This is a genomic window from Asaia lannensis NBRC 102526 (assembly GCF_024054035.1).
GTDB lineage: Bacteria > Pseudomonadota > Alphaproteobacteria > Acetobacterales > Acetobacteraceae > Asaia > Asaia lannensis.
In genome coordinates, this window is sequence record NZ_JAMXQU010000002.1 from 170360 (window position 1) to 185176 (window position 14817).

General features: G+C 60.1%; 15 protein-coding genes. 6 read left to right on the forward strand and 9 right to left on the reverse strand.

Features of this window, described 5'->3' with window-relative positions; translation table 11 throughout:
* Nucleotides 1–174: 174 nt before the first annotated feature.
* Nucleotides 175–948: an SDR family NAD(P)-dependent oxidoreductase gene (locus NF685_RS03305; protein ID WP_252848588.1), complete on the reverse strand. Its 774-nt coding sequence runs from the start codon at nucleotides 946–948 to the stop codon at nucleotides 175–177.
* A gap of 132 nt (nucleotides 949–1080) precedes the next feature.
* Between NF685_RS03305 and NF685_RS03310 the strand changes: the two genes are divergently transcribed.
* Nucleotides 1081–1980 (forward strand): LysR family transcriptional regulator, encoded by a 900-nt coding sequence (locus NF685_RS03310; protein WP_252848589.1) that lies wholly within the window; start codon nucleotides 1081–1083, stop codon nucleotides 1978–1980.
* Between the two features lie 99 nt (nucleotides 1981–2079).
* The gene (locus tag NF685_RS03315) at nucleotides 2080–3150 is read left to right on the forward strand and encodes a bifunctional transcriptional activator/DNA repair enzyme AdaA (protein ID WP_252848590.1); all 1071 of its coding nucleotides are present in this window, start codon (nucleotides 2080–2082) and stop codon (nucleotides 3148–3150) included.
* Nucleotides 3151–3212: 62 nt separating this feature from the next.
* Here the strand turns inward: NF685_RS03315 and groL are convergent, their stop codons facing one another.
* From groL to NF685_RS03330, 3 genes are all read right to left on the reverse strand, one after another.
* A complete protein-coding gene (gene groL / locus NF685_RS03320; RefSeq protein ID WP_222547795.1) occupies nucleotides 3213–4856 on the reverse strand; it encodes a chaperonin GroEL in 1644 nt (547 codons plus the stop codon).
* Nucleotides 4857–4906: 50 nt separating this feature from the next.
* Nucleotides 4907–5197 carry a co-chaperone GroES gene (locus NF685_RS03325; protein WP_222547796.1) on the reverse strand — a complete coding sequence of 97 codons (291 nt, stop codon included), beginning with the start codon at nucleotides 5195–5197 and terminating at the stop codon, nucleotides 4907–4909.
* A gap of 354 nt (nucleotides 5198–5551) precedes the next feature.
* Nucleotides 5552–5896 carry a DUF4169 family protein gene (locus NF685_RS03330; protein WP_252848591.1) on the reverse strand — a complete coding sequence of 115 codons (345 nt, stop codon included), beginning with the start codon at nucleotides 5894–5896 and terminating at the stop codon, nucleotides 5552–5554.
* Between the two features lie 51 nt (nucleotides 5897–5947).
* On the opposite strand from NF685_RS03330, the gene NF685_RS03335 reads away from it, so the two are divergent.
* On the forward strand, nucleotides 5948–6622 hold the full coding sequence (locus tag NF685_RS03335) for a dienelactone hydrolase family protein (RefSeq protein WP_252848592.1): 675 nt from the start codon (nucleotides 5948–5950) through the stop codon (nucleotides 6620–6622).
* A gap of 16 nt (nucleotides 6623–6638) precedes the next feature.
* Nucleotides 6639–6980 (forward strand): hypothetical protein, encoded by a 342-nt coding sequence (locus NF685_RS03340; protein WP_252848593.1) that lies wholly within the window; start codon nucleotides 6639–6641, stop codon nucleotides 6978–6980.
* A gap of 92 nt (nucleotides 6981–7072) precedes the next feature.
* Here NF685_RS03340 and NF685_RS03345 read toward each other — a convergent pair whose 3' ends face one another.
* Nucleotides 7073–7993: an S-methyl-5'-thioadenosine phosphorylase gene (locus NF685_RS03345; protein ID WP_252848594.1), complete on the reverse strand. Its 921-nt coding sequence runs from the start codon at nucleotides 7991–7993 to the stop codon at nucleotides 7073–7075.
* Nucleotides 7994–8171: 178 nt separating this feature from the next.
* On the opposite strand from NF685_RS03345, the gene hemF reads away from it, so the two are divergent.
* Together hemF and NF685_RS03355 are read left to right on the forward strand one after the other, a co-directional pair.
* On the forward strand, nucleotides 8172–9113 hold the full coding sequence (gene hemF, locus NF685_RS03350; protein ID WP_252848595.1) for an oxygen-dependent coproporphyrinogen oxidase: 942 nt from the start codon (nucleotides 8172–8174) through the stop codon (nucleotides 9111–9113).
* Between the two features lie 156 nt (nucleotides 9114–9269).
* Nucleotides 9270–10397 (forward strand): hypothetical protein, encoded by a 1128-nt coding sequence (locus NF685_RS03355; RefSeq protein WP_252848596.1) that lies wholly within the window; start codon nucleotides 9270–9272, stop codon nucleotides 10395–10397.
* Nucleotides 10398–10464: 67 nt separating this feature from the next.
* Here NF685_RS03355 and NF685_RS03360 read toward each other — a convergent pair whose 3' ends face one another.
* The 4 genes from NF685_RS03360 to mltA form a co-directional block, all read right to left on the reverse strand.
* Nucleotides 10465–11094: a Smr/MutS family protein gene (locus tag NF685_RS03360; RefSeq protein ID WP_252848597.1), complete on the reverse strand. Its 630-nt coding sequence runs from the start codon at nucleotides 11092–11094 to the stop codon at nucleotides 10465–10467.
* 54 nt (nucleotides 11095–11148) lie between these two features.
* On the reverse strand, nucleotides 11149–12597 hold the full coding sequence (locus tag NF685_RS03365) for a cytochrome-c peroxidase (RefSeq protein WP_304501056.1): 1449 nt from the start codon (nucleotides 12595–12597) through the stop codon (nucleotides 11149–11151).
* A 130-nt stretch (nucleotides 12598–12727) separates the two neighbouring features.
* Nucleotides 12728–13639, reverse strand: a complete 912-nt coding sequence (locus tag NF685_RS03370; protein WP_252848599.1) for a DNA-methyltransferase — start codon at nucleotides 13637–13639, stop codon at nucleotides 12728–12730.
* Entirely contained in the window at nucleotides 13636–14796 is a 1161-nt protein-coding gene (gene mltA / locus NF685_RS03375; RefSeq protein WP_252848600.1) for a murein transglycosylase A, read from the reverse strand. Before mltA ends, NF685_RS03370 begins: the two co-directional genes overlap by 4 nt.
* Between the last annotated feature and the right edge of the window lie 21 nt (nucleotides 14797–14817).

A 14817-nucleotide genomic window follows, 5' to 3' on the forward strand; every position in this document is an offset into this window, starting at 1 on the left:
GAATCGCGACAAAACGCCTTTTCGATCAGGATGTTCTGCTGGACCATCGCAGACGTGCCGTCGCGATACCCATGGAAGGACGCCGTAGCTCGCTCCTGCGATGCCCCCATGGAAAACAGAGTATCCGGACACTTCGCTCCGAATATCCAGAGCGGAATGTCCGGACGTAGCAGGTCAGATAGACTGCCCGCCAGAAACCTCGATGCGCTGCGCGTTGACCCAGCGATTATCGTCAGAAAGCAGCGACGCAATCATGGGACCGATATCGTCAGGCATACCGACACGACCGAGCGCCGTAAGCTGGGCGATATGACGGCCGATCTCCGGGTTGTCACGCACCATCCCACCTGAGAAATCGGTCTGAATGGCCCCAGGTGCCACGACATTGACCGTGATACCCCTCGCCCCCAGTTCCTTCGCCATATAGCGTGTCATGGTTTCGACGGCGGTTTTCATCGAGGCATAAACAACGCGTCCGGGGAAGGTGAAGCGTGTCAGACCGCTACTGATATTGATGATACGCCCGCCATCGGCCAGAAGCGGAAGCAGCGCCTGCGTCAGGAAAAACGGCCCCTTGAGATGCTCGCGATACATGCGATCGAAGTCATCCTCGGTCGTATCTGCAAGGCCGCCATTATGGGCGCTGCCCGCGTTGTTCACCAGATAGTTGAAATGCGTTGCACCCCAGCCGGCGAGAATGGCCTTCACGCTCTCGGCAAAGGCCGGGAATGTGTCGCTGCGGGCTACATCGAGTTGCAGGATCGCGGCTTTTACGCCCGCGGCCTCGGCATGCTCCCTGACTGCTTCAGCCGCCTCACGATTGCCATGATAGGTCAGAATAACGCTCACGCCCTTATGGGCCAGCGCCTCGACCGTTGCGCGCCCGAGGCCACGGCTTCCACCGGTGATCAGGGCAATTGGCTGTGTCTGTGTGTGTGTCTGGGTCATGACCGTTTTCCTCGTCCTTGTGATGAGGCAGAGAACACCATGAACACGCGCTTGCGATAAGCCGGTTACTCCTGTCATCATTGTTCACTCAGGCTGAACAATGTCGTGGCCTGTTTCGGCGGGTGAGTGATCATGGACAGACTGGCCAGTATCGAGCTTTTCCTGCGTATCATCGAACGCGGCAGCTTCACGGCGGCGGCCGCGTCCTGCGGCGTCTCGCGTGCGGCCGCAACGGCAGCCATTCAGGCGCTCGAAACGCGGCTCGGCACCCGCCTGCTCCAGCGTTCCACACGTCATGTCCAGCCCACACAGGAAGGGCAGCTCTATTACGAGCATTGCCTCGCAGCACTCTCCGCACTGGAGGAAGCCGATCGCACGATCGGTACAGCCCTGACTGGCACGATACGTCTCGACACGGTTGGGCATCTTGCGCGAACGATCATCCTGCCGGCTCTGCCGGAATTTCTCGCCCGCCATCCGGGGCTGAATGTCCATCTTGGCGAAGGGGAGCGGCTTGTTGACCTGCTGCGCGAAGGTGTGGATTGCGTCGTCCGCGGCGGCCCGCTTCCCGATAGCGATATGATCGCCCGTCCACTGGGCGTCCTGCAGGAAGTCACGGTCGCAAGCCCCGCCTATCTGCAACAGCACGGTATACCGGATACGCCGGACGATCTGGAGGGACATGAAATGATCGGTTTCGCCTCGTCACGCACCAGGCAGGTTCTGCCACTCGAATTCACACGCGATGGCGCAGTCATAGAGCGCACCCTGCCCGCCAGACTGATCGTCTCCGGAGCGGAATCCTGCGCAGCCGCGGCCCGCCTCGGTATCGGACTGGCACAGGCACCGCGCTATCGCTTCGAGGACGACCTCGCTGCCGGCACGCTTGTCGAGATTCTAGCTGCGTTCCCGCCCATCCCGACACCGCTCACTTTGCTCTATCCGAGCAATCGCCAGCTTGCGCCGCGCGTGCGCGTTTTCATGGACTGGCTTATCGAGATCTTCACGCCTGTGACGCACAGAACTACGTAGCCATGAGGCACTCGAATAACGCGACACCGCCGCCCTGCCTGAAAATGAAACGCCCGTTTTCCGACGCCTCGTGCATGCGGTCCCTGATAAAATCCTGCGATGCTATTCGATCTTCCTTCTCACGACATACTTTATGCTGCCTTGATTGCGCGCGATTCACGTTATGAAGGGCGTGCGTTTGTCTGTGTCGGCACAACGGGTATTTTCTGCCGCCTGACCTGTCCTGCGCGCAAACCGCTCACTACAAACTGCATATTCCACGGATCGGTGCGATCATGCATCGAAGCCGGTTTTCGACCGTGCAAGCGCTGCGATCCGCTCGGACAAGCGGTAGCGAGCGATCCCGTCATAGCCTCCCTACTTAACAGGCTCGAAGCAGCGCCGGAACGACGCTGGTGCGAGGCCGATATTACGGCGCTCGGCCTCGATTGCTCGACTGTCAGACGCAGTTTCCAACGCCATTTCGATATGACATTTCTCGAAATGGCCAGACAGCGCCGCCTGCGCGACGGCTTTCTTTCCCTGATGGAAGGCGAAAAGGTCATTACCGCCCAACTCGATGCAGGCTTCGATTCACCGAGTGCCTTTCGCGAGGCGTTTTCCCGTCTGTTGGGCTGTCCGCCAGCTGCGCTCCAGCCGGGTGGCATGCTTCAGGCAAGCTGGATCCCGACCCCGCTGGGAGACATGATCGTGGTCGCGAGCACAACCCGGATCCATCTGCTCGAATTTGTCGATCGCAGGGCTCTCCCGACAGAGCTCCGTGCCCTGCAGGCAGCTCTAAAATCGCCTCTTGGCCTCGGGATGACAGATGCGACCGCTCAGGCAAGGGCGGAACTCGAGGCCTATTTTGCCGGTAACAAGGCTCAGTTCACAACACCCCTTGCCCCGCAGGGATCGTCCTTTACCCGCCGCGTTCATCATGCCCTGTGCACGATCCCTGCGGGAGAAACGCGCAGCTATGCCGAAATTGCACAAGCCATCGGTCAGCCTTCGGCCGTCAGGGCCGTTGCACGCGCCAACGGCGCCAATCGTATTGCACTTATGATATCGTGCCATCGTGTCATCGGGGCGGATGGCAGCCTGACCGGCTACGGAGGCGGTTTATGGCGCAAGCAGCGGCTGATCGATATCGAGCAGCGTTATCTGCCTTCGGTCAAAGCGCAGACATAAAAAAAACCGCCCTGTCTTTCGACAGGGCGGCTCTTTCGTCACCTTGAGGGACAGGCGCTGGATCAGAAATCCATATCGCCCATGCCACCCATGCCACCCGGGCCACCGGCCGGAGCGGCCTTCTTCTCGGGCTTCTCGGCAACCATGGCTTCCGTGGTGATCAGCAGGCCGGCAACCGAAGCTGCGTCCTGAAGGGCCGTACGGACAACCTTGGTCGGATCGATGATGCCAGCGGCAACCAGATCCTTGTATTCGGCATTCTGCGCATCGAAGCCGTGCGTGTACTCGGGGATCTCGAGCACCTTGCCAGCAATGACGGCACCGTCTTCACCAGCGTTGAATGCGATCTGACGCAGCGGAGCCTGCAGGGCCTTGCGGATGATATCCGCACCGACGCGCTGGTCGTCGTTCTGGAAGGACAGGTTCGTCAGCGCACCGGAAGCGCGCGCCAGAGCCGTGCCACCGCCCGGAACGATGCCTTCTTCAACTGCAGCGCGGGTTGCATGCAGAGCATCGTCAACGCGGTCCTTGCGCTCCTTCACCTCGACTTCGGTGCTGCCACCGACGCGGATCACGGCAACGCCACCGGCCAGCTTGGCCAGACGTTCCTGCAGCTTCTCACGATCGTAGTCCGAGGTGGTTTCCTCGATCTGCGCGCGGATCTGTGCACAACGGCCCTTGATGTCGTCCGTGTTACCGGCGCCTTCAACGATCGTGGTGTTTTCCTTCTCGATATGCACCTTCTTGGCGCGACCGAGCATGTCGAGCGTCACGGTTTCGAGCTTGATGCCGATGTCTTCGCTGATAACCTGGCCGCCCGTGAGGATGGCGATGTCTTCCAGCATGGCCTTGCGACGGTCACCGAAGCCAGGAGCCTTGACGGCGGCGATCTTCAGGCCACCACGCAGCTTGTTGACAACCAGCGTGGCCAGAGCCTCGCCATCGACGTCTTCAGCGATGATCATGAGCGGGCGGCCGGACTGGACGACGCTCTCGAGCAGCGGCAGCATGGGCTGAAGCGAGGACAGCTTCTTCTCATGGATCAGGATATAGGGGTTATCCAGATCTGCCGTCATCTTCTCGGCATTGGTCACGAAATACGGCGAGATGTAGCCGCGGTCGAACTGCATGCCCTCGACAACGTCGAGCTCGGTGTGCAGGCCCTTGGCTTCTTCAACCGTGATCACGCCCTCAGAGCCGACCTTCTGCATGGCCTGCGAGATCATTTCGCCGATTTCGCTCTCGCCATTGGCGGAAATCGTGCCGACCTGAGCCGTTTCGGCCGGGGTCGTAATCTTGCGGGTGTTCTTCTTCAGCTCTTCAACGACGGCTGCAACAGCCTTGTCGATGCCGCGCTTCAGATCCATCGGGTTCATGCCAGCAGCAACAGCCTTGGCGCCCTCACGGATGATAGCCTGAGCCAGCACCGTTGCCGTGGTCGTGCCGTCACCGGCAACGTCATTGGTCTTCGAGGCCACTTCGCGCACCATCTGGGCGCCCATGTTCTCGAACTTGTCGGCCAGCTCGATTTCCTTGGCAACGGAAACGCCGTCCTTGGTGATGCGCGGTGCGCCGAAGCTCTTGTCCAGAACAACGTTGCGACCCTTCGGGCCCAGCGTGACCTTCACAGCGTCAGCCAGAATATCCACGCCACGCAGCATGCGCTGGCGTGCATCAGCGCCGAATCTTACGTCTTTGGCAGCCATAATCTTATCTCCAGTAGAGGTTCAGTGTGCGAGAATGGGGAGGCTGGAAATCAGCCGATTACACCCATGATGTCGCTTTCCTTCATGATCAGCAGCTCTTCGCTACCGATCTTCACCTCGGTGCCGGACCATTTACCGAACAGCACGCGGTCGCCAGCCTTGACGTCCAGTGCTACGAGCTGACCCTGCTCATTGCGGGCACCGGGACCGGTGGCGACGACTTCGCCTTCCATCGGCTTTTCCTTGGCGGTGTCCGGAATGATGATGCCACCGACCGTCTTCTGCTCGCCCTCAAGGCGGCGAACGACGACACGGTCATGCAAAGGCCGAAAATTTGTCATAATGGATCGCTCCACTTTTCTCTAAGGCGACGCCCTTGATCAAAAGCAACGCCGCCGGTTTGCGCGCCCGCTAAGCCGCAGCGCGTTAGCACTCTCATTGCGAGAGTGCCAAAGAGGTAGGAGAGGCCCGGTCCATCGTCAAGACCCTCCCTCTCCCGAACCATGCAGTTTTCACCCGAACATCACGAAAACATCATACTGGCCATAAGGCGGCTTCCGCCTCGACCCGGCATGCGTGTTGTCCGCAGGTAGAACACCGCCACCGGTATAACATCGCCACAGGGCAGATCTTTCCGTCCGCCGACCCGGATTTGTGCTTTATGACACCGTTTTCACCTTGCTGCCCTAGCTGCCCTATCTGTCGGACAGCCCGTCTTCATGCTTGCTCTCACGCACTTCGTTCCCGCTCGAACCGCCTTTCTCTCCCACGCCCCGGCGGTCGATGGGTGAACCTGTCTCTGCAACGCGATTCACGGGTTGAGCGCTCGATGGAGCAGGCTCGTCATCCGCCTGTTTGGGCACGGCATGCTCCAGCCGGGCGTGATCGAGCCCCCGTTCAAGCTGTGCTTTTTCCAGCGCATTCTGCTTACGCTCCGCTTTGGTCCTGCCGTGCAGAAAGCGGTTTTCCTCAGCATGGCGGGCATCCTTCTCACGCGCCAGACGTTTGCGTACGCGTCGCAGGTTGACGATTTCTGCCATGACGATCGTTGCTCCTGAAGGAAATGACCAAGAAAGAAGGAGGGTAGTTCCATGGGACGCCTGATATCCCTGACCGCATCGGATACCCATCATTTTTCGGCTTATGAAGCCGGAGACGCCAATGCGAAACGCGCCCTTGTCGTTGTACAGGAAATTTTCGGACTGACCCACTGGATGCGCGCCGTATGCGACGAACTGGCCGACCATCACGGCTATCATGTCATCGCCCCGGCGCTTTTCGACCGGGCAGAGCGCGATGTCGTTCTGCCTTACGATTCCTCAGGCATGGCCAAGGGCCTTGCCCTGCGCGAAAAGATCAGTCCGGACGGTCTGCTCGCCGATGTGACGGCAGCGGCCCACGCGCTCAATCACCATGGCCATAGCCGCGTCGGCATTCTCGGCTTCTGCTGGGGTGGGCTTGTCGCCTGGGAAGCTGCGACACGCAGCCGGGAATTTGCCGCTGCCTGCGCATGGTATGGCGGTGGAATCGCTGCAGTCAGCCATGAAAAACCCCACTGCCCCGTACAGCTTCATTTCGGCGGTGAAGACGATCACATCCCGCATACCGACATCACGACCATCCGGGAAAACCGGCCCGAGGTTGAAATCTTCGTTTACGACGATGCAGGACACGGCTTCGGGTGCAGCGATCGACCCAGCTTCAACAAGCCTGCTCGCGACCTCGCCCATGAGCGCACCATGGCGTTTTTCGATTCACATCTCTGATTTTCAGGAAGTCCCAATGGCACAGCCCCCGAATTCACCTTCTGCTAACGACAGCAACCCACTGATCGACAGCCCGAAGCGCGACGCACGCATTGCCGCAAAAGCGAAGGCACTCTGGGAAGCGGACGGTAAGCCCGAATGCGGGGCTGAGGCCTATCTTGAGAATGCTTCGGATATCATCGGCATGGAGGAACATCCCCATGCCGGCGAAATCCCGGTGAAGGATCTTCCGGACCCGCAATTTGCCGATGTGCAGGTGGAGAATGCCGAGATCCAGCAGAATCTCGGCGAATTCCCTGAGCGCCAGACTGACCAGGGCGATCACGAACACTTCCCTGAACATCAGCCCACATCCTGAAATAACGGCGTTGCTGCAAATGGCGGATCGTCCATTCTGTGCGATCCGCCCCTTCGCAGAAAAATGCGCCTGCCTAGACCATCCTGCGTGGCCTATGTGGCTTTGCCTATGTGGCTTTCCTTGACTGGCCGCAGGACACGTCCGGCCACGGCATCGAGCTTCGCCAGCATCTCGGGGCTCCGCGCCGACGGTGCCGTAATAATGGCATGATCGAGCGCTCGCTCCGCACCCGAAGAACACAGACCACGCTTCTTGCCGAGTTCGGGGATGATGGCCTTGACCAGTGCCTTGGCCTTCGCCGCATTCTGCGTCATCACGGCCACGACGGCATCGACCGTCACTGAGTCGTGGTCGTCATGCCAGCAGTCATAATCGGTGACCATGGCGATGCTTGCATAGCACATCTCGGCTTCACGGGCGAGTTTGGCCTCGGGCATATTGGTCATACCGATAACCGAACACCCCCACTGACGATACAGCTCGCTCTCGGCACGCGTCGAGAATTGCGGCCCCTCCATCACCAGATAGGTACCGCCGCGCGTCATCTCCACACCGATCCGCTCGGCCTGGGCCGCGATTACGTCACCCATACGCCCGGAGACGGGATCGGCCATGCCTACGTGAGCCACGCAGCCGCGACCGAAAAAGCTCTTCTCGCGTGCGAACGACCGGTCGATGAACTGGTCGACGAGCACAAAGCGGCCCGGTGGCAGATCCTCACGCAGCGAGCCCACAGCGGAAAGCGAGACGATATCCGTCACGCCCGAACGCTTGAGCGCATCGATATTGGCGCGAAAATTCAGATCCGACGGTGGGATGGGATGGCCACGCCCATGACGGGGCAGAAACACGCAGCGCACGCCATCAAGCTTGCCGAAAAGCAGCGCATCCGAAGGTTCGCCCCAGGGCGTTTCGACACGCCGCCATTCTTTTTCCTCCAGCCCATCAATATCGTACAGGCCCGATCCGCCGATAAGCCCGATCACAGGTTCGATAATCACGTCTTCACTCATGGTGCCCAGCCCTCACGGTTTGTCTGACAACAGCGCGATCAGGAACACCATAATGGACGGCTTCGCAACCTGTCCTTGTTTTCATTCTAGCCCTGATGGTTTCGGTGCTCTGTGTCTGGTATGAGCGAGGGCACGCAGGCTGGCGGAAGACCGGCCGGAACAGAATGTGGAGCTTGCCATGAGCGAGACCTTGGATCCAAAGACCTTCGGCTCTCTAGTCCGGGACCATGTACCCCACGATTCCCTCAAGGAAAAAGCCCGTGTCTGGTTCGAGACACTGCGCGACAGGATCTGCGCCTCCTACGAAGCGATAGAAGACGAGGCCGTCGCCCAGGATTCTCCTGTGCTGCGCGACAAGAGTGCGGCAGGGCGGTTCGAACGCACGGCCTGGAGCCGCAGTGAAGATCCTGACAGTGCATTGCAGGGAAGCGGTGTCATGTCCGTCATGCGCGGACGTGTGTTCGAAAAGGTTGGGGTCAATGTCTCGACGGTCTGGGGTGAATTCTCACCGGAATTCCGCAAGAACATGCCCGGCGCCGATGTGGATCCGCGGTTTTTCGCAACGGGTATTTCGCTCGTCGCCCATCCCTGCAACCCCCATGTCAGTGCGGCGCATTTCAACACACGCATGATCATCACCAGCAGTGGCTGGTTCGGCGGCGGTGGCGACATTACCCCCATGTTCCCCGAAAGCCCGGCCGCAAAGGAAGACGCAGCCGCGTTCCACGATACGTTCCGCACAGCCTGCGACCGTCACGACCCGGCCTATTACGAACGCTTCAAGACCTGGTGCGACGAGTATTTCTATCTGCATCATCGCAATGAACCGCGCGGCCTCGGCGGAATATTCTACGATCATTTCCATAGTGGCGATGTCGAGAAGGATTTTGCCTTCACCAAAGACGTCGGACTGGCTTTTCTCGAAGCCTATCCCCGTGCCGTGCGTAACCGCTTCATGCAGAGCTGGACCGACGCCGATCGCGAAGCCCAGCTGATCCGTCGCGGCCGCTACGTCGAGTTCAACCTCATTCATGATCGCGGAACGATTTTCGGCCTGAAAACGGGCGGAAATACGGAAGCTATCCTCATGAGCATGCCGCCGGAAGTGAAATGGCCTTGAAACGGGCCGCCCGATCCACGAGATTGCCCCGCTGAAAGAGGCAATCCGAAGCGACACCGTCGAGAGACCAGTCGCTTCATGGTCGGGAACACGATTTAGCCGCAATCATCTGGCTTACCAGCGCGGGTAAGCCGACAGGGCGGCAGAGGGGAAAAAGTGCGCTACAGGTTGACGTCTCAGGGGGCGGGTTTCAGACCGTCCCGCCGCAGCTTTCTCTCTGCCCTTGTCGCGACAAACCTCGCCGCCGCCATGCCTGCGCGCGCCTGGACAGACGATATGGATGCAGGCTCGACCTCAACCCTGATCGACTCTCCCCGCCTTATCGTCGGTGGCGGACCGGACTCCCTGCCCGGTCAGGTCGCCCCTATTCTTGCCAATGCGCTCGCCATCGGCCTGACGACACCACCCCCTATCGCAGTCCATTACGACGCGGGTCATGACGGGGTGACGGCTGCCAATCTGTTCGACAATGTTGCGCCGGATGCCGATGGCGGTACCGCCATTCTGACACCGGGTGCGGCACTGATCGCTTCTCTTTCAGGCGACGGGCGCGTTCACTTCGATTTCTCCCGCTGGGCTGCCCTTATCATGGCGCGCCGACCTGTCGTCACCCTTGCCAGAGCGGAACTGCACCGCACCATACGTGCGCGCCTGAGCGGCCTGTTTCACGATCGGCCCGTGCGTGTTGCGGTCTCGCAGCCTACAGGGGTCGAACTGTCCAGCCTTCTCGGCCTCTCCCTTCTCGGGCTTCACCCCCTGCCCGTTCCCGGCTTCGCCAGCAAGGAGGCTGCGCTTCAGGCTCTCAAATCCGGCCAGGTCGATGCGGTCCAGCTCACACCGGGGCCGGGTGACGATCTCGCCGCCGATATCGCATCGGCGCCCGACGGTATCAAACCTATTTTCTGCTCCGGTCCTTCGGTCGCCGGGGTGCCGGGATTCGAGGCGACCTATCAGATGGCGCGCGGTCATGCACCGAGTGGCGCGCTGTATCAGGCGTGGCTGGCCGTATCGAGCGCCGCAGCATCTGCGCTTGTCGTCGCCCTGCCGATGCTGACGCCCCCGCTTGCAATCGCGCGCTGGCGTCATGCTTCTCAGGAAGCCATACTCGACCCGGCACTCAAAGGCTGGAACGACACGCAGCATCTCGATGTCGTGGCCGGCAACGCGGCTGCACCGCTGCTCAACCAGTGCATGCCGGAACTGACATCGCTCCTCGCACTGAGGCGCTGGATCAACAATAATCAGCCGCGCTGGCGTCAGGGACAGGAAACCCGCCCCACCTGACCGGAAGCGACCGCGAAAGGTACGAGCCCCTGTCGCCGGTCAGGATCGTGCCTGAGCCGTAATTTTTTCAGAGTCTGCCCCGCGCACGAAGCAGAATGCGCACCGCACCTTTGTTTTTCTTGTGCGTATGCACTACGGCCAGAATGAGCGGACGCAAATCGCCCCTTTCAAGCCAATGGGGCAGCTCCTGACGGATCACACCGCCCTCTTGCCCGCTGCCCAGGCCGGTAATGACCTCGACACACCTGACCCCCTGTTTGCTTGCAGCATGAAGGAAGTGGTGCAGCTTGTGAAAAGCATCCTGAGCGAAATGACCATGCAGATCGAGCCGCTTTTGCGGCTTCATCTTGCCCGTCGCCAGCGCATTCCATGAGGTCGTATCGAGACCCGGCTGTCGGCCGTTGATTTCAAGGCGCTCGTGCACGCGTCTCGAACGCGTAACGGGAGGCGCGGTACGCATGACCTCACGGACCGTGAAAGCCCCCATACGCGCCGTTCCGACAGGCGCCCCCTCATCCTGGCCCGGGCGCCTCTTGCCGGGAGCGACCTGAGCGGCTCCCTCAGATACTGCCACGACGCTTTGCGCTGCTGCCTTGGACGGCGGCTTCCTGCCATGGCGCGCGCGCAGTGGCAGGATCGTGCGGGCGAAAGCCTGCCACAGCGTTTCGTCTTCGGTACTCAGTGAGCGTCGGGCCACGTTTTTTCCTTCCCGGCGCGCGGCGAAACGCGACCCTGTGACGATGTCCCCGACTTATTGCGGCGCGTCGGGCGCCTTCAGCGGCGGCTCTGCCACGACCTGCTGCAAGGGCACACCCTGATACTTGCCTGTGAGGGTTTTGAGGAAGGCGACAATATCGTCAACATCCTGCTGCGACAATGTGTGATAGGGCGTCTGATAACGGGCCATCTGACGCACAGCGTCATCCAGAGTTGCAGCACTGCCGTCGTGGAAATAGGGCGCCGTAAGCGCAACATTGCGCAGGTTGGGCACCTTGAACTTCTGACGGTCGTCGAGCGCATGGGTAAAGCCTTCACGACCCGAATCCACGGCCGTGAGCGCAGCCTTGCGATCCGAGAAGTAAGGCCCTTCGAGCCCCATGACCTCATAGGCATCGCCGCCGACGGCAACACCGCTATGGCAACCGGAACAGCCGATCTCCTTGAAGCGCTCGTAACCGCGCTTTTCCTGTGCGGTGATCGCGTTGTTATCGCCCTTGAGATAAAGATCGAAGGGGCTGTCCGGGGTGATCAGCGTTTTCTCATATTCGGCAATCGCATTGGTCACCGTCTTCTCATTGACGGCATTGGGGCCGTACAGGCTCTCGAACGCCGTATGATATTCGGGCACCGCAGCAATAAGCGCCGCAACAGCCGGCCAGTCATGAGAGCCCATCTCGACGGGGTTGGTCACCGGGCCGGCAGCCTGCGCGGCGAGATCGACTGCACGACCGTTCCAGAACTGCGAGACATTGAACACTGCATTATAGACACTGGGTACGTTGATCGGCCCCTTTTGTCCGTTGATGCCTGTGGCCGTGACAAGATTATCCACGCCCCCCTTGTCCAGTCCATGACAGCTCGCGCAGTTCAGCTTGCCATCTCCCGACAGACGACGGTCGAAAAACAGCTGACGTCCCAGTTCCGCTTTTGTCCAGTCGACAGGCAGGCTTTCGGGAATAGGCTGTATGACCTCTCCGGCAAATTGCGGGGCGACACCCGGCGTTGCGTAGTAACGACGGCGCTGATCGGCCACCCAGGCAAGCACATCGGCCCTGCCCTTTTCGGTGATGTAGGCATGCGGATGCATCAACAGATAGGCAGCGGGCGGCATACGGTTCTGGCGAATGACCTCCTCGATACGCGAAAGCTGCTCGACAGAAGGCGGTTTGCCTGCCTGGAACGCGGCAAGAATGGGCTCGAACCGGAAGTGACGCTGCCCTTCAGCCAGATCGCGATGCATGATCTGATTCGCGAGCGGCAGCTTGAAATAGAAAGGCAGATCCGCATTGCGCGTATGGCAGTAATCGCAGCGCGTTTCCTGAAACACATGGAACGCAGCCAGTGCCTTCGGGTCATGCCATGTCGCGCTGCTCGTCGGCAGTTTCGGCGCACCCTGATGGTCGAAGTGGGTCAGGTACGCGACCGTCCCGCCATAGGCTGCAAGACCCGCAACCGCCAGCCCGGCAATTATTTTTTTTATTGGCTTTTTACGAACTGGCGTAGACGACAACCGACATTCTCCAACTGACATAGATTCTGGCAACATGTCCAAACCATGTGAGGCTGTCAAAGAAATGTTACCGATCAAATTGATCGGTTTTTCCTTTTTGTCACTCCGTTCGGTCGGTTGAGAGGCCTTCGTCCGCAGGAACTTCTCCCGACAAGCAGGAACCGTCGTCCCCAAACGCCTCACGATCGTCCATGATCTCGCCAAGCGCCTCACGCAAACGCCGGCGGGCCACGGCAACGTAACGGGTGTCGATATCGATCCCTATGCCCTGCACACCCAGTTCCTGTGCGGCAACGAGACTGGTCCCTGTTCCCATGAACGGGTCGAGCAGAACGGTATGGTCGTCATAACCATGCAGCGTCATGCATGCCGTGGGCAGAGCGACGGGAAACGTCGCAGGATGGAGGAATTTCTCCTTGCGGTGACGTATGGTCTCGTAAGGGATGAACCAGGTATTTCCCCTGCATCGCCTGTCGATCGCGTGGCGTCTTCTGTTGATGTTCGTCTTGTCGGTAAAAGGCACCCCCGCCGCGAGACGCTGCAGGGGTACATCGCCCTTATGGGTCAGATGAAATACATGTTCATGATTGTGGTTGACGAAGCGCGTCGAATTGACCGGCTTGAAGTGGCCGTAGGTCTTTTCCTCGATCGAGACCGACTTGATCCACACGATATGATTTTGCAGCACGAACAAATCGCGCAGCTGGGTGATCAGCTCGAAAGGCAGCCAGGGCTGCGATGACGAGCCCGCTATATTGAGAAAAAACGACCCGCCGGGCTTCAGCACTCTTGCGATCTGGGTGCAGATCACCCGCATCCAGCCGATATAATCCTGCTCGTCCAGACGGTCGTTATAGCTGCGATAGGCAAGGCCGATGTTATAGGGCGGCGATGTAACGACGATATCGACCGATGCATTCTGCATCCGTCGCATGACGTTGAGCGCATCGCCACGGATCAGGGCATGGGGGCCGATCGCCTCCCGACGTGCCCTGACTTTTTCCTGCTTCATTCGGAAGATGGATGAGGCAGCAAGACCACCATGCGCCCGCGGCTGCGCAACCTGCCTGCCACCTGTTCGGCCGGTGCGCCCCAGCCGGTGAACAGATCGGCGCGCCCGACACCCTTGATGTCGCTGCCTACATCCTGCGCGAATGTCAGGTGCGTCCAGTGCCCCTCTCCGCCATTGGCCAGCGGCACCTTAGTATCGAGCCATAGCGGCACGCCCAGAGGCAGCACGTCGCGGTCTATCGCGACCGACCGTCCCGGCGTGAGCGGGATACCCATGGAGCCCGGCGCACCGCGATCGAGCGGAACGGTATCGACACGCCTGAAGAACACGTAATTCGGGTTCTGCTCCATCAGCGTCTGGGCGCGATCCGGATGCGCGGCAAGCCAGTTGCGCAGCGATGATAGCGACACATCCTGTGCTGCCATTTCGTTATCATGGACCAGCACACGCCCGATCGGCACATAGGCCGCGCCGTTTTTCGCGGCAAAACCCACGCGACGTACCGATCCGTCGGTCATGACCAGACGGCCTGCACCCTGTATCTGCAAAAAGAACAGGTCTTCAGGCGAACGCAGCCAGGCAATTTCGAGCCCACGTCCATCGAGCGCGCCCCGGTCGATCTCGGCACGCGTATAATACGGAACGAACTGGCCACCCTCCCATCGCCCCGTCACCCAGTTGCCTGCGGTATCCTTCGTATGAATGAGGTCAGCAGGCTGGCCATAGAGAGGCGTCTGGAATTCCGGTGTCCTGACTGCCGAGGCATAGATCTGCGGTTCGTAATAGCCGGTTGTCAGCCCGTCATTCGAAACGAGATAGGGTGCAAACCACGTCTCGAAATAGGCGCGCGCGGCCTCGGGTGTCGCCCCGACGCTTTGCGCGGCTGTGCAGGCGCCGCGCCATTCGCCGGCCTTGCTGCCATTGGGTATAAGCGACGCATCGCCACCCAACCGGGTTTCGGCGGGTAGACGCATGATCCGCTGGCATTCGCCGCGCAACAGCGGCAGGAGTGCCTCCGGCGTTTCAGCCTGCCACCCGTCGAGCATGGCATAGGTGACGGGCGTCAGGCTCAGACGCTGATCGTCCTGCTGCGGCTCAGCACAGGAGGACAGGAGCGCAAGGCTTAACCCAAAGGAGAGGCGGGTAAAAATCTTCATCGCTAACCGGTTTGCTCATAT